This is a genomic window from Pseudomonas sp. W15Feb34, assembly GCF_023127765.1.
Classification (GTDB): domain Bacteria; phylum Pseudomonadota; class Gammaproteobacteria; order Pseudomonadales; family Pseudomonadaceae; genus Aquipseudomonas; species Aquipseudomonas synxantha_A.
The window spans coordinates 19752-36896 of sequence record NZ_SPKN01000035.1 but is presented as its reverse complement, the minus strand read 5'-3'; the positions used below and the strand labels follow the sequence as shown (position 1 = coordinate 36896).

Here is a 17145-nt window from a genome sequence, read left to right as displayed (position 1 = left end):
TTCAATAAGTGGCGCAAGTGTAGCCCGATCAATTGTCACTGGCGCAACCGACGCCCTGGACCTGGTAATCGAGTAGGTGTTCGCGGCCCTGATGGTCCAGGTAGCGCAAGTGCGCCGGGACAATCCCGCATTGGCCAGAGATGTCGGTGCTCGATAGCACCTTGTCGACATCCAGGTGTAGGAAGAAGCCGGTTTTGTCGTGGATGACATCGCTGGCAGACGTTACGTCGGCAGCGAAGGCAGTACCGGTGGCGAGCAAGGCGGCAAAGCCCAGGGCGAACAGTTTCATGGCGGTCTCTCTCGTGGCTGGGGGCTGCCGGGTTAGCAGTGAGTTCACAGTAACCAGGCGACCCCAACAGCCAACCAACAGGATCATGACAAGTTCGTCATTCTTGGTTCGAGCCTGGCGCGTGGGCAATGAGTGTCCGGTCGAGGAGGCTCTACGTTTACAAGCGCCGAGGTGATCCGTAGATTGCAGGGGTCCAGCTCATGAGGAAGCCGCGCAGTGTCCATCCCAACTTCATCCGTGTTCAACCGGCGTTACCGCGCTTTCCTGTTCGATATGGATGGGACCCTGCTCAACTCCATCGCTGCGGCCGAACGTGTATGGAGCATCTGGGCCGAGCGCCATGGTCTGGATGTGGAAGCGTTTCTGCCTACCATTCATGGCGCGCGCGCGATTGATACGATCACCCGCCAGGCGTTGCCGGGTGTCGATCCAGAAGTTGAAGCCCAGTGGATTACCGACGCGGAGCTCAACGATGTCGACGGCGTTGTAGCGATTCCCGGCGCAGTGGCGTTTTTGAAAGGCTTGCCCGCGGATCAATGGGCACTGGTCACGTCTGCCCCCAAGGCGCTGGCGTTACGTCGACTGCAAGCGGCAGGCATTCCCGTGCCGGCCGTGTGGGTGACGGCCGAAGATGTGGCCAACGGTAAACCCGACCCTGCGTGCTATTTATTGGGCGCGAAACGCCTGGGGGTGTCGGTTGAGGACAGCCTGGTGTTCGAAGACGCCACGGTTGGCATTCGAGCGGGTGAAGCAGCGGGGGCGGATGTTGTGGTTGTCACCTCGGCACACTTGGAGCCCATGGTGACTGCACACGCTTGCATCAACGACTACGGCGATTTATGCACCGAGCATGGCGCTGATGGCTTGTTGTCTTTGCGCAAGCTGGCGCCGTGATACGCAGCAGGTCCTCAGCGTGTGGTTTTCTGATGGGCACGATGCGCTGCGCGCTGGCATAGCTTGCGCAAGATAACTTTTTGGATGGGTTTGAGGCAGAACACCAGCAGGTAGCCGCAGAGAAGGAGCGCCAGGTCCAGCCAGGAATGGGCGTCGGGATCGGCGCCCTCGACTTCGACTCTCAGCCCATACCCAAGCGCCAGGAAGGCCACCCCGATCAGCAGGGCGATCATCCAGGATCTGGAAACAAGAGGTGGCGTCGCGACTGGCCTCATCGACGTATTCCTGAATGCACACGGATGGCAGGATAAAATGTCAGAAATTGGGCTGCGAATACTTCAACAAGTTCCAGATGCCCAGATAGTTTCATCTTGCAGCGAAGGGGCATGCTCAAAGCGCACTGGTCAGGCTGGAAGACGCGAGCAGGCCGATTGGGTTTTCGCCAGCCATTACAGTGAACGAAAGGGCTGGCTACTGGAGGCGTTTCAAGGCGTCTGGTTTTTGTCGGGTGCAGTCAGGCCGGCCTGGATGCGCTGGTAAATCTCCTCGCGATGCACGGCAACGTCCTTGGGTGCGTTGATGCCGATTCGTACTTGCTGGCCGCTAACGCCCAGAATGGTGATCGTAATGTCATCACCGATGTTTATGCTTTCACCAACTTTGCGGGTGAGTATAAGCATGGACTTCTCCTTGATTACTTTTAAGGACACATGTGTCAGACAGGGCAGGTGTCGGATGTGTGTAGCTTACTGCGAAGCGCTTCCCTGTGGCTGCCTCTTTTAGGACGCATAGAGGCGACATTAATTCCCATGGCGGCATCATACAGGTCGCGATACATCATTCGCATTGTTTAAGCCAACGTTTATGACGGCCAGAATAGACAGTGAATGGTAAAGTCGCCTCTTTATCCTCAAAGGAGCAGGGCAGTGCGTAAAGTAGCGATGGCAATTGTGGTGTTGGCGTTGGCCGGATGCGGTGAAGGTAAATCGGTCGATGCGCCCAAGGCCAAGCCTGCCGTGACCGAAAGCCTGCCACAAACCGGCGCGATTGCCGCTCAGGAATGGGATGTGCGCGTCGGCCCGCCAGACCACAAGCTGCAGGCGATCACCGACCTGACCGCCTGGTTGCTGGAGCATGGTTTCAATTTTTATATCGTGAAGGTCGACGGCAAGGATGAGGTGCTGTTGGGTCCGTTCGCAACCAAGGCCGAGGCGGAGGCCAAACAAGCCTTGCTCAACGAAAAGATGGCCCGCGCGAAGAAAACCGACACCGTGTCTGAAATTATCGAACACAACGCCGCGCAGTGACGTACCAAGTGGGCGGCAACCCCGCCCACGTTCAACCGCAGGCCTTGAGATTCACCGGGCCGACAAACTCGTTGCCCCGTCCCATCACGCAAGCCACGGTCTGGTTGCGCTGGCGCTCCCAGGTTTGCACCGGGTAAGTCTTGTTCCAGGCTTCATACAGCTGGCGATCCTGCTTCGACAGGCGCAGGCCGTATTGCTTGCTCATATAAAAATACGTGCGTGCGATCATGCCGCGAATGGACGGGCGTGGCATGACCTTCTTGGCCTTGAAATCCACTTGGGTCAGGCACGAGCCGTACTGCCCACTTTGCACGGGCAGCCAGCCAAAGCTGAAGTTGTTACGGTCGCCATTCACTTCGCCGATGCTCGGCACCAGATTGTGCAGGTCCGCCTCGGCGCGCTTGAACACATCGTCGTGGCGCGTGCAGTTCTTTCGCCCGCCGTTTTGCCAGCATTGGCGCTGATGCCCGATTTGCCAGGCCGGCACGATGTGTTCCCACTCGATGCGCGCGGCGCGATTGGCGTTTTTGCGCGGGATGTAACCGCAGGCTTTCAAATTCACGCGGTTACCGGTGTATTTGCAGCCGCAATAGAATTCGGTCGATTGGGGGGCGTAAAGCTTCCAGGCGATTTTCTTGGCTTCGCTAAAGGTCCGAGGGGCTTGGGCGTTGGCGGTTACGCTTAAAAACAGACAGCACACAGCAATAAAACGGGCACTCACAATCAATCTTCCTTCGGCACAACCCAAAAAATCTGCACGCCACCGTCATCCCGATAGGCGAGGGTGACGTTGTCGTTTTCTGCAATTTCTTCCAGTAGACGTTGCCACACGTCTTCCGGCTCATCGGGTAAACGGAAGAGCAAGGCTGCCTTGGCTTTCTGTGCGTTGGTCGAATTGATGATCTTTTGCACGCGAATAGCCAGGCGCTGATAGGCGTCAGGCGCCGCAGGTGCTGCGGAAGAGGGCTTTGCCACGGAGCATTCCTTAATTTGCTGTACGCACATACAGTATTTAACTGTAGGCGATTTCGCAACTGCTTAAATTTCAAGAAGTTCGTCTGACAGCGATTCGGGAAGTTTGTTGAGAAGGGGGAGCAATTGTGGGAGCGAGCAAGCTCGCTCCCACAGGTCGATCAGCAGTAATCAGTATTCCCAGAACATGCGTTGCAGTTCTTTGCTGTCCTGGGTCTTGGTCAGGGCTACCATGGCCAGGATGCGAGCTTTCTGCGGGTTCAGGTCCAGAGCCGCAACCCAGTCGTATTTGTCGTCTGGTTGTTCAGCGTTACGCAGAACCATACCGCCGGCGTTGACGTGGGAGGAGCGAATGATCTGTACGCCTTGCTTGCGCAATTCGACCAGCGCGGGAACGACTTTCGAGGATACCGAACCGTTACCGGTACCGGCGTGGATGATGGCCTTGGCGCCAGCTTGGGCCAGTGCTTTGTAGGCAGTGTCGCTCACGTTGCCATAGCCGTAGGCAATTTCAACGTCAGGCAGGCTCTTGATGGTCTTGATGTCGAATTCCGAATCCATGGTGTGACGCTTGGCCGGCAGGCGGAACCAGTAGGATTTGCCTTCAACGACCATGCCCAGCGGGCCCCACGGGCTCTTGAATGCCTCGGTCTTGATGTTGATCATCTTGCTGACGTCGCGACCCGATTGGATTTCGTCGTTCATGGTCACCAGCACGCCTTTGCCCCGCGCATCCTTGCTACCTGCGACAGCGACTGCGTTATACAGGTTGAGCATACCGTCAGCCGACATGGCGGTACCTGGACGCATGGAGCCGACCACGACGATAGGCTTGTCGGTTTTTTCTACCAGGTTCAGGAAGTAGGCAGTTTCTTCAAGGGTGTCGGTGCCGTGAGTGATCACGATGCCATCCACGTCTTTGCTGTCAGCCAGTTCTGCGACGCGGCGACCCAGTTGCAGCAGGTTTTCGTTGTTGATGCTTTCCGAAGCAATTTGCATCACTTGTTCGCCGCGTACGTTGGCGATCTGGCTAAGCTCAGGAACGCCGGCGATCAGTTGTTCGATGCCGACTTTGGCTGCCTGGTACGTAGCACTGTTGGCCGCACTGGCACCGGCGCCAGCAATGGTGCCGCCTGTGGCAAGGATCACTACGTTGGACAGTTTGGTTTTGTTTTCGACTTCTTTTGCCTGTGCGGCAAGGGGGAACAGCAGCAGCAGGGCCATGGCGCCCGGGACAAAGTTCTTCAATGCAGATTTCATTATTTTTCTCTCTGGTTTTTGATGAGTGCTGTAGCCGGTTCATCTAGAACACCCGGGCGGTTCTGAACGCCGCGAGGTGCAGGGGAAAAGCAGGATTTGTACCAGGCCGAGTGTGTGGTTCTTCTTAAATTAACGTATTGATTTAAAACAACTTATGAGATTTTTTAAACTTGTTTTGAGTGAGTGGCGTCCGGCTTTCCGAACGGTTGAGGGGTAGTGTGTTCGGTTGTCCGACAGCCCTGTCACAAAATTCGAGTGCGATTAGCGTCAACACCTGTCGTTTTAGAGAGTGCGAGAAAGAGGTGGCCTTAAACGTTTCAGTCCCCAAGGTTGGTTGGACCAGGTCGCGGGCATGGGATTGAAAGGCCAGTTTCTACCGTTGACAAATCCCGACAAGGTTCTCATAGTTTGCTCAACGCAAACGTTTGCGAGATGTTTCACGAGCGCTCCAGGAGTATCGTGACAGCTCGCATCAGCCGCCCGGGTGGGAGGGCCGCCGAAGAGGTCTTCGGTGCAAGCGTTGCTCACAATAATCATAAGATCGGAGTGAACCCATGAAGCTGCCATTCGCTGGACGTCTTCTTGCTGTCGCTGTGCTTGCCGCATCCGCTGCTTTGCCTCTCTCTTCTGCACTTGCTGATGACGCTGCCAAAACACCTACTGTTGGTTTGGTCATGAAGTCCCTGGCCAATGAGTTCTTCGTCACCATGACCGACGGTGCCAAGGACTACCAGAAAGCGCACCCAGCAGAGTTCAAGCTGATCTCCAACGGGATCAAGAACGAAACAGACACCAGTGCGCAGATCGCCATCGTCAACGAGATGATCAACTCCAAGGTAGACGCGCTTGTCATTGCTCCCGCCGACTCCAAGGCGCTCGCCAGTGTGCTGAAGAAGGCTTCTGATGCCGGTATCAAGGTCGTCAACATCGACAATCGCCTGGACCCGGAGGTACTCAAAAGCAAAAACCTCGATATCCCGTTCGTAGGTCCGGACAACCGCAAAGGCTCCAAGCTGGTGGGCGACTACCTGGCCAAGCAACTGGCCGCGGGTGACAAGGTTGGCATCATCGAAGGCGTACCCACCACGACTAACGCCCAGCAGCGCACCGCAGGCTTCAAGGATGCGATGGACGCTGCAGGCATGAAGATTGTTTCCACCCAATCCGGCAACTGGGAAATCGACCAGGGCAACAAGATTGCTGCAGCGATGCTGAGCGAAACGCCGGATATCAAGGCTCTGCTGGCCGGTAACGACAACATGGCCCTGGGCGCTGTCTCCGCCGTGCGTGCGGCAGGCAAGGCCGGCAAGGTATTGGTGGTGGGCTACGACAACATTGATGCGATCAAGCCAATGCTCAAGGATGGTCGTGTGCTGGCCACCGCTGACCAGGCTGCCGCGCAACAAGCGGTATTCGGTATCCAGAACGCACTGAAGCTGGTCAAGGGTGAGAAGGTCGATGCCAAAGATGGCGTGATCGAAACCCCGGTCGAACTCGTCATCAAGCAGTAATCCCGGCAGTACCCAACAGCGCTCGCTCGTCCTGAGCGGGCGCCTGGAGATTTTCCTATGTCATCTTCCGCCCCGAACGCTGTCCTCTCGGTCAGCGGTATCGGCAAGACCTATGCTCAGCCGGTTCTGTCCGACATCACCCTGACGCTCAATCGCGGGGAAGTGCTCGCGCTGACCGGTGAGAACGGCGCAGGCAAAAGTACCTTGTCGAAGATCATCGGCGGCCTGGTCACACCGACTACCGGGCACATGCAGTTCAACGGTCAGGAGTACTGCCCCGCCAGCCGCACCCAGGCCGAAGCCTTGGGCGTGCGCATGGTCATGCAGGAACTCAACCTGCTGCCGACCCTGACGGTGGCTGAAAACCTGTTTCTGGATAACCTGCCGAGCAACTGTGGCTGGATCAGCCGCAAGCAACTGCGCAAAGCCGCGATCGAGGCCATGGCTCAAGTTGGCCTGGATGCGATCGACCCCGACACCTTGGTTGGCAGCCTGGGCATTGGCCACCAGCAAATGGTCGAGATTGCGCGCAACCTGATCGGCGACTGCCACGTCCTGATTCTCGACGAACCCACGGCCATGCTCACCGCCCGTGAAGTCGAGATGCTGTTTGAGCAAATTACCCGTCTGCAGGCCCGGGGCGTGGCGATCATTTATATTTCACACCGGCTGGAAGAACTGGCCCGTGTCGCCCAGCGCATTGCGGTACTGCGCGACGGCAAGCTGGTCTGCGTCGAGCCGATGGCCAATTACAACAGTGAGCAACTGGTGACCTTGATGGTCGGTCGCGAGCTGGGCGAACACATTGACCTGGGCCCGCGCACCATCGGCGAACCGGCCCTGACGGTGAAGGGCCTGAGCCGTTCGGACAAGGTTCGCGACGTGTCCTTTGAAGTGCGCGCCGGTGAGATCTACGGTATTTCCGGACTGATCGGCGCCGGCCGCACTGAGTTGCTGCGCCTGATCTTCGGTGCCGACCAGGCCGACAGCGGCACCGTGGCCCTGGGATCGCCGGCCAGGGTGGTCAGTATTCGCTCGCCAGTGGATGCGGTTGGTCATGGTATCGCCCTGATCACCGAGGACCGCAAGGGCGAGGGCCTGCTGCTGACCCAATCGATCAGCGCCAATATCGCCCTGGGCAACATGCCGGAAATTTCCGGTGGTGGCGTCGTCAATAGCCGCAACGAAACCGCCCTGGCCAAACGCCAGATCGACGCCATGCGTATCCGCAGTTCCAGCCCGGGGCAATTGGTGTCCGAGTTGTCGGGTGGCAACCAGCAAAAAGTAGTGATTGGCCGCTGGCTGGAGCGCGATTGCGCAGTAATGCTGTTCGATGAGCCCACCCGAGGCATCGACGTCGGCGCCAAATTCGATATCTATGCGTTGCTTGGCGAACTGACTCGCCAGGGCAAAGCCTTGGTGGTGGTGTCCAGCGACCTGCGTGAACTGATGCTGATCTGTGATCGCATCGGGGTGTTGTCCGCGGGGCGCCTGATCGAGACCTTCGAGCGTGACAGCTGGACCCAGGACGAATTGCTCGCCGCCGCCTTTGCCGGCTATCAGAAACGTGATGCGCTGCTCAATGAGGCAGCGCCTAGGAATACCCCATGAAAACAAGCATTTCCCCCGGTAAAACTGGCGGCAACTTCTATGGCCTGGGTACTTACCTGGGGCTGGCGGGTGCCTTGCTGGCGATGATTGCGCTGTTCTCGGTACTCAGCGACCACTTCCTGTCCTACGACACCTTCAGCACCCTGGCCAACCAGATTCCGGACCTGATGGTGCTGGCGGTGGGCATGACCTTCATCCTGATCATCGGCGGTATCGACCTGTCGGTAGGTTCGGTGCTGGCATTGGCGGCATCGGCGGTCAGCGTGGCAATCCTGGGCTGGGGCTGGAGCGTGTTACCGGCTGCGCTACTGGGCATGGGCTGCGCTGCATTGGCCGGGACCATCACCGGCTCCATCACCGTGGCCTGGCGTATCCCGTCATTTATCGTGTCTTTGGGGGTGCTGGAGATGGCCCGGGGCGTGGCCTATCAAATGACGGGCTCGCGCACCGCTTATATCGGTGACTCGTTTGCCTGGCTGTCCAACCCGATTGCTTTCGGTATTTCCCCGTCGTTCATCATTGCGCTATTGGTGATCATTGCGGCTCAGTTGGTGCTGACCCGCACTGTCTTCGGGCGCTACCTGATCGGCATCGGCACTAACGAAGAAGCAGTGCGCCTGGCTGGCATTAATCCCAAGCCATACAAGATTCTGGTGTTCAGTCTGATGGGCCTGTTGGCCGGTGTAGCTGCGCTGTTCCAGATCTCGCGCCTGGAGGCGGCAGACCCGAATGCTGGTTCAGGCCTGGAGCTGCAGGTAATCGCCGCGGTGGTAATCGGCGGCACCAGTCTGATGGGCGGGCGCGGTTCGGTCATCAGTACGTTCTTCGGTGTATTGATCATTTCGGTATTGGCGGCGGGGCTTGCGCAGATCGGCGCTACGGAACCCACCAAACGCATCATTACCGGTGCTGTGATCGTGATCGCCGTGGTCCTCGATACTTACCGCAGCCAGCGCGCCAGTCGGCGGGGCTGAGTCATGGCAACGATCAAGGATGTGGCAGCGCTTGCAGGTATTTCCTACACCACCGTGTCCCATGTGGTGAACAAGACGCGTCCGGTCAGCGAGCCGGTCCGCATCAAGGTCGAGGCGGCGATCAAACAGCTGGACTACGTGCCCAGCGCCGTGGCGCGTTCGCTCAAGGCCAAGACCACCGCCACCATTGGCCTGTTGGTGCCCAATAGCCTCAACCCGTATTTTGCCGAGCTTGCGCGGGGCATCGAGGATTACTGCGAGCGTAATGGTTACTGCGTGATCCTCTGCAACTCCGACGACGACGCGGAAAAACAGCGCAATTATTTGCGCGTGTTGCTCGAAAAACGCGTCGACGGCTTGATCGTGACGTCGGTGGGCGGCGATGACAGCGGCCTGGCGGCGGGCTTGAGTGCAGTGCGCACGCCCATGGTGATTGTCGACAGGGCCCTGGATGGCATCGATGTCGACCTGGTGCGCATCGACCACGAACAGGGCGGCTACCTCGCGACCCGGCACTTGCTGGAGTTGGGCCATCGGGATATCGCCTGTATCGGCGGCCCGGGGCATACCCGCGTGGCACAAATGCGCCTGGCGGGTTACCAGCGTGCATTGCGCGAAGCGGGTGTCGAGGTGTTGGCCAGCCGGATCCTGGAAAGCGATTTCACCAGCACGGGGGGGTATGCCGCAGCCGTGCAATTGTTAGCGCAAAACCCGCCCAGCGCGATTTTCGCCAGCAACGATATGATTGGTTTCGGCGTGCTGCGCGCAGCCGCAGAACGCAGCATCCGCGTGCCGGCCGAGTTGTCGGTGATCGGTTTCGATGACATCCAGATGGGACGCTACGTCTATCCTGCGCTGACCACGGTTGGGCAGTCGATCCTGCAATTGGGCGAGACGGCGGCCGAATTATTATTGCAACGAATAGCAACACCCCAACGGTCGATCGATCAACGCATCGTGACGCCAAGTATCGTTTTGCGTGAGTCGACGGCGCCATTGGCTGGTGTGTTCGCCCAATACCGCTGAACCGAATTGATGAGTACTGATGTATGCCAGCAAAAGTAGTGGTAGTAGGCAGCTTGAACATGGACCTGGTCACCCGGGCCAGTCGCTTGCCGCGTGCCGGTGAAACCCTGATCGGCCAGAGCTTTTCCACCGTTGCGGGTGGCAAGGGCGCCAACCAGGCGGTGGCATCGGCGCGGCTGGGGGCCAGTGTTGCGATGATCGGATGCGTGGGCACCGATGCCTATGGCAGTCAGTTGCGTGATGCACTGCTGGTGGAAGGGATCGATTGCCAGGCGGTCAGCACCGTAGAGGGCTCCAGTGGTGTGGCATTGATCGTGGTGGATGACAGCAGCCAGAATGCGATTGTCATTGTGGCCGGCAGCAACGGTGAGTTGACGCCCGCGTCTCTGCAAGCGTGCGACGCTGTGCTGCAGGCGGCAGACGTGATCATCTGCCAGCTTGAAGTGCCGATGGACACCGTTGGTCATGCGCTCAAGCGCGGCCGCGAACTGGGCAAGACAGTCATCCTCAATCCGGCGCCCGCGAGTGGGCCTTTGCCCGCTCAGTGGTATGCCTCGATCGATTACCTGATCCCCAATGAAAGTGAAGCCACCGCCCTGAGCGGTGTCACCGTCGACTCGCTCGACAGCGCCAAGGTCGCCGCGACAGCGCTGATCAAGGCGGGGGCGGGTAAAGTCATCATTACGCTTGGCGCCCAGGGGGCACTGTTCGCCGACGGTAGCAGCTTCGAGCATCTGTTGGCGCCGAAGGTCAAGGCGGTGGACACCACAGCCGCTGGCGATACCTTCGTCGGTGGCTTTGCCGCTGCACTGGCCGCGGGCAAGAGCGAAGCCGAGGCGATCCGTTTTGGCCAGGTAGCGGCGGCGTTGTCTGTGACCCGCGCCGGCGCTCAGCCTTCCATTCCTACGCTGCACGACGTACAAGGTTTTGTGCCCTCATGAAAAAGACACCTTTGCTCAATATCGCCCTGTCACGCGTGATCGCGTCCCTGGGCCATGGTGATGTGCTGGTCATCGGCGATGCCGGTTTGCCGGTGCCGCCCGGCGTGGAGTTGATCGACCTGGCACTGACCCAGGGCATTCCGGATTTCATCAGCACGTTGCGCATTGTGCTCAGTGAGATGCAGGTTGAAAGCCACGTGCTCGCGGAAGAAATCCTGCTCAAGCAACCGCCGGCGCTGAGCGCGCTCAATGCGCTGACAGAGCAGGCAGCGCTGGGTGAGCGGCGGCTGCTCAGCCATGAAGAATTCAAGCAACTGAGCCGCACAGCACGCGCGGTTGTGCGTACCGGCGAGTGCCAGCCTTACTGCAATATCGCGCTGGTATCCGGTGTAACGTTTTAGCGTCCCCCCAATGACAAGGAGTGCTTTATGCAACGTGGTCTACCCATCCTGAAAAACCTGTTCCGGAGTGTTCTGCTTTTGTCCGCACTCACAGCTGCAAGCGCCCAGGCGGCGGAAAAAATCGACCTGATCATCGATACCGACCCTGGGGCCGATGACGTGGTGGCGCTGCTGTTCGCCATGGCCTCGCCGGAGGAGCTGAGCATTCGTGCGCTGACCACCGTCGCCGGTAATGTGCGTCTGGACAAGACCTCCCGCAATGCGCGTCTGGCGCGCGAGTGGGCAGGGCGTGAGGACATTCCGGTGTACGCAGGTGCGCCGGCGCCTCTGTTGCGCAAGCCGATCTACGCCGAGAATATCCATGGCAAAGAGGGCATCTCCGGCGTCACCGTGCACGAGCCGAAAAAAGGCCTGGCCGAAGGTAATGCCGTTGATTACCTGATCAAAACGCTGAGCACCGCCAAACCGCACAGCATCACCATCGCCATGCTCGGTCCGCAGACCAACCTCGCGCTGGCACTGACCCAGGCGCCCGAAATCACCCAGGGCATCAAGGAAGTGGTGGTGATGGGTGGTGCGCACTTCAATGGCGGTAATATCACGCCCGTGGCCGAGTTCAACCTGTTCGCCGATCCGGTGGCGGCTGAGATCGTGCTCAAAAGTGGAGTGAAGTTGCCCTACCTGCCGTTGGACGTGACCCATAAAGTCCTCACCAGCGACGCCCGCCTGAAGAAGATTGCGGACCTGAACAACAACGCAAGCAAGGTCGTCAGCAGTATCCTGAACGAGTACGTCAAAGGCGACATGGAGCATTACGGCATTCCGGGTGGCCCGGTCCACGACGCTACCGTGGTTGCCTACCTGCTCAAACCATCGCTGTTCAGCGGTCGTCAGGCCAATATGGTCGTCGACAGCCGCGAAGGCCCAACCTTTGGCCAGACCATCGTCGATTGGTACGACGGCCTCAAGCAGGAGAAGAATGTGTACTGGGTCGAGAACGGCGACGCCCAGGGCTTCTTCGATCTGCTGACCGAGCGTCTGGCGCGTTTGAAGTAATACGTTTTACCGGTCGGCGTTCGTCGGCCGGCTCTTATTCTTGTGCGCCCATGTAGTCGGCCGGGTATTTCTCGAATACCTGGCCGATGAACGCTTGTGCCGCCTGGGTTCCCAGTTCCTTGACCAACAGATCGATACCAATGATCGCCAGTTCTTCGGGGCTGCCGGGGCTATAGGAGCTTTGCCCCTGGGGCCACTTGGCTTTGATATCGGCTTGGAGCGTTACGGTGGTCATGGAAATCTCACGGCTGAAAGTACTGGGCAATGCGCTGGAACGCGGTTCCAGCGGCGCAGTTAACCATTTTGCGCGGCTTTTGGCACTGCTACTTAGGCATGAAGGAGGGGGTATGCGACACTGTTGGCTTGTTTAACAGCCGGGAAACACCGCGTGCAGATCGATCTGAACAAGCCTGAGAACCTGACGCTGGATGCCGTGCGCCAACTGCTTGCCCACGCCAGTGACGACGTACATACCCAGCTTCGGGTAACCAGGGCTGGTATTGCCTATATTTCTTCCGGCGTAGTCGGTGGAGCTCAGATAGATGGCCTGCTGTTTCGTCTGGAGACCTGGGCCAAGGGTTCTGGCTATGTCGGTATTGTGGCGGCCAGCGATGAGGTCTGGGTCATGCAGATCTTCAACGCGCTGAAACAGAACTGGCCATACCCACCATCTGACTACATCGACATCTACTGAGTGCGTTCATATCTAGTCACGATTGACTGGGCGATTGCCCCGCGCGAGTCAGGCAGACTTGCGCGCAGGCGATTAACGTCTTGAAACCAATCGTTCATATCGCTGTCGCACGATCTCTGTCCATTTTTTATCATAGGAGGCTTCATGCCTTGGAAGCTCGCTTCATTCGGTACTTTGTTGGCAGCACTCGCATTGGCGGGTTGCAGCACCCCGGGTGCCTCTGAGCCAGGCAAAGACGCCACCGTGACCGATGCCGGTCATAGCCGCTGTGAGTCGAAGGCCGCCGAGTTCGCAATCGGCCAGAAAGCCTCGCCGCAGTTGCTGGAGCAGGCTCGTACCCGTGCTGGCGCGCAGAATGCACGCATCCTCAAGCCCAACGATATGATTACCCTGGAATATCGTTCTGACCGCCTGAACCTCAACACTGACAACAACCTGGTGATCACGCGGGTCAATTGCGGCTGACAGCTTCGGCTTTTGCATCGCCCATAAAAAACCCCGTCACATGGACGGGGTTTTTTTAGCTCAGCGGAGAATTACTCGCCGCGAACCTGTGCAGCTTGCATACCCTTTTGGCCTTTCTCAGCCACGAAGGAAACGGTTTGGCCTTCTTTCAGGCTTTTGAAACCGTCGCTTTCGATAGCTTTGAAGTGTACGAACAGGTCGTCACCGCCACCTTGAGGAGTGATGAAGCCGAAGCCTTTTTCATCGTTGAACCATTTAACGGTGCCGGTTTGGCGATTAGACATGGTGTATCTCCAAGAAACATATATTTTCAGTAGTGCTGTGCTGCTCAGGCCAACTGGGCACACTGGGCTATCATAGTCGAAATGTTCGACTTGGGAGCCCCCCCAAGGCATTGTTTGCTAATCAATCGCGTTGCATCTGATCCCTGGCTCGGCGCAAAGCCCCGATCTACGGGGCTTTGCGCTGAAATATCAACTGTTAAAAAAAGCCGTAAAACCTGCATAATTTGTGTGAAATGGCAGTTTTCAGGCCATTTTTCCAGCGATATGGTCGTCAGATCAGTGGTCAATCTTACTTTTTCTTCACGACTTTGCAGGACGAAATAGCCGCTACCGCTTTGTTCTTAAGCTCAGGGCTGGCGTTCTGATTGGTCATCAGTTCCTTGATCTCGGCAGTGCTCAATTCGGCATTGATCTTGTCAGCACCACATTCGCAGTGAGCTTTGGCAGTTTTGGCGTCTACGTTCTGACTCGCGGCGGCACTGCAGTCGCTCACAAAGCTGTCACGGGCGCCGGCTGGCCAGTTGGAAGGGGCTGCAGCCTGCGCGCCAAGGGAAAGGAGGCTCAGGGTAGCGGCGACAGCGAGGGTAGAGGTGAAACGCATCATGGGATGCTCCTTTGGGTCGAGGACGAACGGCGATTCTCAGTGGGTTGGAGGCCCGACGTACAGCTCAAGTTCACTTTGCAGCTATAAAGCCTTGAATTGCGCTATACACAAAGCTTCGTCGGCGCGATGACCGTTCATCTGTGCTAGCATCGTGGGCTTGGCTAGTTTCAGGCGCGTCAATTACCGCCTTGCCATGTTTCTTTTTAGCTCAATCCAGTCACTCTGGTTCGATTATCGGTTGGCCGAAAGGCTCCTGCCGCTGTAAGGCAGGCGTTCATCACTGAACGGCCTGGTGTTGGATCTTGTACTGGCTCATCCCAACCCACGTGACCTTTGGTAGGGGTCACCACTAGGAGAGGAGGCGCCATGCCAACTATTACTCTACCCGACGGCAGTCAACGTTCATTCGATCATTCGGTTTCCGTAGCCGAAGTCGCCGCATCCATTGGTGCAGGCTTGGCCAAGGCCACCGTGGCCGGCAAGGTCGACGGCAAACTGGTCGACGCCAGTGACCTGATCACTTGCGATGCCAGCCTGCAAATCATCACGCCCAAGGATCAAGAGGGGCTGGAGATCATTCGCCACTCTTGCGCGCACCTGATTGGCCATGCGGTCAAGCAGCTGTACCCAACCGCCAAGATGGTGATCGGCCCGGTAATCGAAGAAGGCTTCTATTACGACATCGCCTATGAGCGTCCTTTTACACCGGACGACCTGGCGGCCATCGAGCAGCGCATGCACGCGCTGATTGAAAAAGATTACGACGTCATCAAGAAAGTCACCCCGCGTGCCGAAGTGATCGACGTGTTTACCGCGCGTGGTGAAGATTACAAGCTGCGCCTGGTGGAAGACATGCCGGACGAGCAGGCCATGGGCTTGTACTACCACGAAGAATACGTCGACATGTGCCGTGGCCCACACGTGCCGAACACGCGTTTCCTCAAGTCGTTCAAGCTGACCAAGCTGTCCGGTGCCTACTGGCGCGGTGATGCCAAGAACGAACAGCTGCAACGGATCTACGGCACGGCCTGGGCTGACAAGAAACAGCTGGCCGCCTACATCCAGCGCATTGAAGAAGCTGAAAAGCGCGACCACCGCAAGATCGGCAAGCGTCTGAACCTGTTCCACCTTCAGGAAGAAGCGCCGGGCATGGTGTTCTGGCACCCGAATGGCTGGACCCTGTACCAGGTGCTTGAGCAGTACATGCGCAAGGTTCAGCGCGACAACGGTTACCTGGAGATCAAGACCCCGCAGGTCGTTGATCGCAGCCTGTGGGAGAAATCCGGGCACTGGGCCAACTACGCCGACAACATGTTCACCACTCAGTCGGAAAACCGCGACTACGCCATCAAGCCGATGAACTGCCCATGCCACGTGCAGGTGTTCAATCAAGGCCTGAAGAGCTACCGCGAGTTGCCGATGCGCCTGGCCGAGTTCGGTGCCTGCCACCGCAACGAGCCATCCGGTGCACTGCACGGCATCATGCGTGTGCGCGGTTTTACTCAGGACGACGCCCACATCTTCTGCACCGAAGAGCAGATGCAGGCTGAATCCGCCGCGTTCATCAAGCTGACCATGGACGTTTATCGCGATTTCGGGTTTACCGAAGTTGAAATGAAGCTGTCCACTCGTCCGGAAAAGCGCGTTGGTTCCGACGAGCTGTGGGATCGCGCCGAAGCGGCACTGGCCGCAGCACTCGACAGTGCGGGCCTTGCGTACGACCTGCAGCCGGGGGAGGGCGCGTTCTACGGTCCGAAGATCGAGTTCTCTCTCAAAGATTGCCTTGGCCGTGTCTGGCAGTGTGGTACCCTGCAGCTCGATTTTAACCTGCCGATCCGTCTGGGAGCCGAATACGTCTCCGAAGACAACAGCCGTAAACACCCGGTTATGCTGCACCGGGCGATCCTCGGTTCGTTCGAGCGGTTCGTCGGTATCCTGATCGAGCACTACGAGGGAGCGTTCCCTGCGTGGCTGGCTCCGACCCAGGCAGTGATCATGAATATCACTGATAAACAGGCAGATTTTGCCGCCGAAGTTGAAAAAACTCTCAACGAAAGCGGATTTCGTGCCAAGTCCGACTTGAGAAATGAAAAGATCGGCTTTAAAATCCGCGAGCATACTTTGCTCAAGGTTCCCTATCTTTTGGTTATCGGAGATCGGGAAGTCGAGATGCAGACTGTCGCTGTGCGTACTCGTGAAGGTGCTGACCTGGGCTCGATGCCCGTCGCCCAGTTCGCTGAGTTCCTCGCGCAAGCGGTTTCCCGGCGTGGTCGCCCAGATTCGGAGTAATTATTATTAAGCGTGAAATGAGACAAGATAAACGAGCTGCACCGAAAGCCCCGATCAACGAGAATATCTCGGCACGCGAGGTTCGGTTAATTGGGGCTGAGGGTGAGCAGCTTGGGATTGTGTCAATTGAAGACGCGCTTCTTAAGGCTGAAGAAGCCAAGCTCGATTTGGTGGAAATTTCCGCCGATGCTGTACCACCTGTCTGCAAGCTGATGGACTACGGCAAATCGATCTTCGAGAAGAAGAAGCAGATTGCCGCAGCCAAGAAAAACCAGAAGCAGATCCAGGTTAAAGAAATCAAGTTTCGTCCAGGGACGGAGGAAGGGGATTACCAGGTAAAACTGCGCAACCTGGTACGTTTCCTGAGTGATGGGGACAGGGCCAAGGTATCCTTGCGATTCCGCGGCCGTGAGATGGCCCACCAGGAGCTGGGGATGGAACTCCTCAAGCGGGTTGAAGCTGACCTGCTCGAGTACGGTTCGGTCGAACAGCATCCTAAGATGGAAGGACGCCAACTGATCATGGTCATCGCCCCGAAAAAGAAGAAGTAATCAACAGGGCACGGCA

General features: G+C 57.8%; 22 protein-coding genes. 13 read left to right on the top strand and 9 right to left on the bottom strand.

The annotated features are described in order from the left end of the window. Positions 1 to 28 precede the first annotated feature (28 nt). Complete coding sequence (locus E4O97_RS17025) at positions 29 to 289, bottom strand: DUF2790 domain-containing protein (protein ID WP_032880274.1); 261 nt, start codon at positions 287 to 289, stop codon at positions 29 to 31. 216 nt (positions 290 to 505) lie between these two features. Between E4O97_RS17025 and E4O97_RS17020 the strand changes: the two genes are divergently transcribed. After that, positions 506 to 1183, top strand: coding sequence for an HAD-IA family hydrolase (locus E4O97_RS17020; protein WP_078821844.1), 678 nt, complete (start codon positions 506 to 508; stop codon positions 1181 to 1183). 14 nt (positions 1184 to 1197) lie between these two features. On the opposite strand, the gene E4O97_RS17015 is transcribed toward E4O97_RS17020, so the two are convergent. Both E4O97_RS17015 and csrA read right to left on the bottom strand, forming a co-directional pair. Continuing rightward, positions 1198 to 1458 carry a hypothetical protein gene (locus E4O97_RS17015; RefSeq protein ID WP_078821843.1) on the bottom strand — a complete coding sequence of 87 codons (261 nt, stop codon included), beginning with the start codon at positions 1456 to 1458 and terminating at the stop codon, positions 1198 to 1200. Between the two features lie 210 nt (positions 1459 to 1668). Then, a complete protein-coding gene (gene csrA / locus E4O97_RS17010) occupies positions 1669 to 1863 on the bottom strand; it encodes a carbon storage regulator CsrA (RefSeq protein ID WP_003192511.1) in 195 nt (64 codons plus the stop codon). 261 nt (positions 1864 to 2124) lie between these two features. Here csrA and E4O97_RS17005 point away from each other — a divergent pair, with 261 nt between their 5' ends. Then, a complete protein-coding gene (locus tag E4O97_RS17005; RefSeq protein ID WP_032880279.1) occupies positions 2125 to 2490 on the top strand; it encodes a hypothetical protein in 366 nt (121 codons plus the stop codon). A gap of 31 nt (positions 2491 to 2521) precedes the next feature. Here the strand turns inward: E4O97_RS17005 and E4O97_RS17000 are convergent, their stop codons facing one another. The 3 genes from E4O97_RS17000 to E4O97_RS16990 form a co-directional block, all read right to left on the bottom strand. Next, positions 2522 to 3211: an endonuclease I family protein gene (locus E4O97_RS17000; protein ID WP_005789706.1), complete on the bottom strand. Its 690-nt coding sequence runs from the start codon at positions 3209 to 3211 to the stop codon at positions 2522 to 2524. Between the two features lie 2 nt (positions 3212 to 3213). Further along, entirely contained in the window at positions 3214 to 3465 is a 252-nt protein-coding gene (locus E4O97_RS16995; RefSeq protein WP_005789704.1) for a DUF1654 domain-containing protein, read from the bottom strand. 168 nt (positions 3466 to 3633) lie between these two features. Next, entirely contained in the window at positions 3634 to 4722 is a 1089-nt protein-coding gene (locus E4O97_RS16990; RefSeq protein ID WP_005789702.1) for an asparaginase, read from the bottom strand. Between the two features lie 554 nt (positions 4723 to 5276). Here E4O97_RS16990 and E4O97_RS16985 point away from each other — a divergent pair. Genes E4O97_RS16985 through E4O97_RS16955 form a run of 7 tightly spaced genes read left to right on the top strand, consistent with a single transcriptional unit; the run spans position 5277 to position 12242 of the window. Beyond that, complete coding sequence (locus tag E4O97_RS16985; RefSeq protein WP_005789700.1) at positions 5277 to 6233, top strand: sugar ABC transporter substrate-binding protein; 957 nt, start codon at positions 5277 to 5279, stop codon at positions 6231 to 6233. Between the two features lie 57 nt (positions 6234 to 6290). Beyond that, a complete protein-coding gene (locus E4O97_RS16980; RefSeq protein WP_005789698.1) occupies positions 6291 to 7844 on the top strand; it encodes a sugar ABC transporter ATP-binding protein in 1554 nt (517 codons plus the stop codon). After that, positions 7841 to 8818, top strand: a complete 978-nt coding sequence (locus E4O97_RS16975; protein ID WP_003192502.1) for an ABC transporter permease — start codon at positions 7841 to 7843, stop codon at positions 8816 to 8818. Before E4O97_RS16980 ends, E4O97_RS16975 begins: the two co-directional genes overlap by 4 nt. Positions 8819 to 8821: 3 nt before the next feature. Continuing rightward, positions 8822 to 9844, top strand: a complete 1023-nt coding sequence (locus tag E4O97_RS16970) for a LacI family DNA-binding transcriptional regulator (protein WP_248133201.1) — start codon at positions 8822 to 8824, stop codon at positions 9842 to 9844. A 23-nt stretch (positions 9845 to 9867) separates the two neighbouring features. Beyond that, on the top strand, positions 9868 to 10785 hold the full coding sequence (gene rbsK / locus E4O97_RS16965) for a ribokinase (RefSeq protein ID WP_005789694.1): 918 nt from the start codon (positions 9868 to 9870) through the stop codon (positions 10783 to 10785). Further along, a complete protein-coding gene (rbsD, locus tag E4O97_RS16960; protein WP_005789692.1) occupies positions 10782 to 11186 on the top strand; it encodes a D-ribose pyranase in 405 nt (134 codons plus the stop codon). Before rbsK ends, rbsD begins: the two co-directional genes overlap by 4 nt. Positions 11187 to 11213: 27 nt before the next feature. Further along, a complete protein-coding gene (locus E4O97_RS16955) occupies positions 11214 to 12242 on the top strand; it encodes a nucleoside hydrolase (protein ID WP_248161785.1) in 1029 nt (342 codons plus the stop codon). Positions 12243 to 12276: 34 nt separating this feature from the next. Here E4O97_RS16955 and E4O97_RS16950 read toward each other — a convergent pair whose 3' ends face one another. Next, entirely contained in the window at positions 12277 to 12477 is a 201-nt protein-coding gene (locus E4O97_RS16950; protein ID WP_032880288.1) for a hypothetical protein, read from the bottom strand. 153 nt (positions 12478 to 12630) lie between these two features. On the opposite strand from E4O97_RS16950, the gene E4O97_RS16945 reads away from it, so the two are divergent. Together E4O97_RS16945 and E4O97_RS16940 are read left to right on the top strand one after the other, a co-directional pair. Continuing rightward, the gene (locus tag E4O97_RS16945) at positions 12631 to 12936 is read left to right on the top strand and encodes a hypothetical protein (RefSeq protein ID WP_032880289.1); all 306 of its coding nucleotides are present in this window, start codon (positions 12631 to 12633) and stop codon (positions 12934 to 12936) included. A gap of 144 nt (positions 12937 to 13080) precedes the next feature. Beyond that, the gene (locus tag E4O97_RS16940) at positions 13081 to 13401 is read left to right on the top strand and encodes an I78 family peptidase inhibitor (RefSeq protein ID WP_032880290.1); all 321 of its coding nucleotides are present in this window, start codon (positions 13081 to 13083) and stop codon (positions 13399 to 13401) included. Positions 13402 to 13472: 71 nt separating this feature from the next. Here E4O97_RS16940 and E4O97_RS16935 read toward each other — a convergent pair whose 3' ends face one another. Both E4O97_RS16935 and E4O97_RS16930 read right to left on the bottom strand, forming a co-directional pair. Further along, positions 13473 to 13685, bottom strand: a complete 213-nt coding sequence (locus E4O97_RS16935; protein ID WP_003234260.1) for a cold-shock protein — start codon at positions 13683 to 13685, stop codon at positions 13473 to 13475. 289 nt (positions 13686 to 13974) lie between these two features. After that, positions 13975 to 14289, bottom strand: a complete 315-nt coding sequence (locus E4O97_RS16930) for a hypothetical protein (RefSeq protein ID WP_078821838.1) — start codon at positions 14287 to 14289, stop codon at positions 13975 to 13977. 366 nt (positions 14290 to 14655) lie between these two features. Here E4O97_RS16930 and thrS point away from each other — a divergent pair, with 366 nt between their 5' ends. Both thrS and infC read left to right on the top strand, forming a co-directional pair. Further along, complete coding sequence (gene thrS, locus E4O97_RS16925) at positions 14656 to 16578, top strand: threonine--tRNA ligase (RefSeq protein WP_005789682.1); 1923 nt, start codon at positions 14656 to 14658, stop codon at positions 16576 to 16578. Next, the gene (gene infC / locus E4O97_RS16920; protein ID WP_169851780.1) at positions 16578 to 17129 is read left to right on the top strand and encodes a translation initiation factor IF-3; all 552 of its coding nucleotides are present in this window, start codon (positions 16578 to 16580) and stop codon (positions 17127 to 17129) included. The genes thrS and infC overlap by 1 nt, the downstream gene beginning before the upstream one ends. The last annotated feature ends 16 nt before the right edge of the window (positions 17130 to 17145 follow it).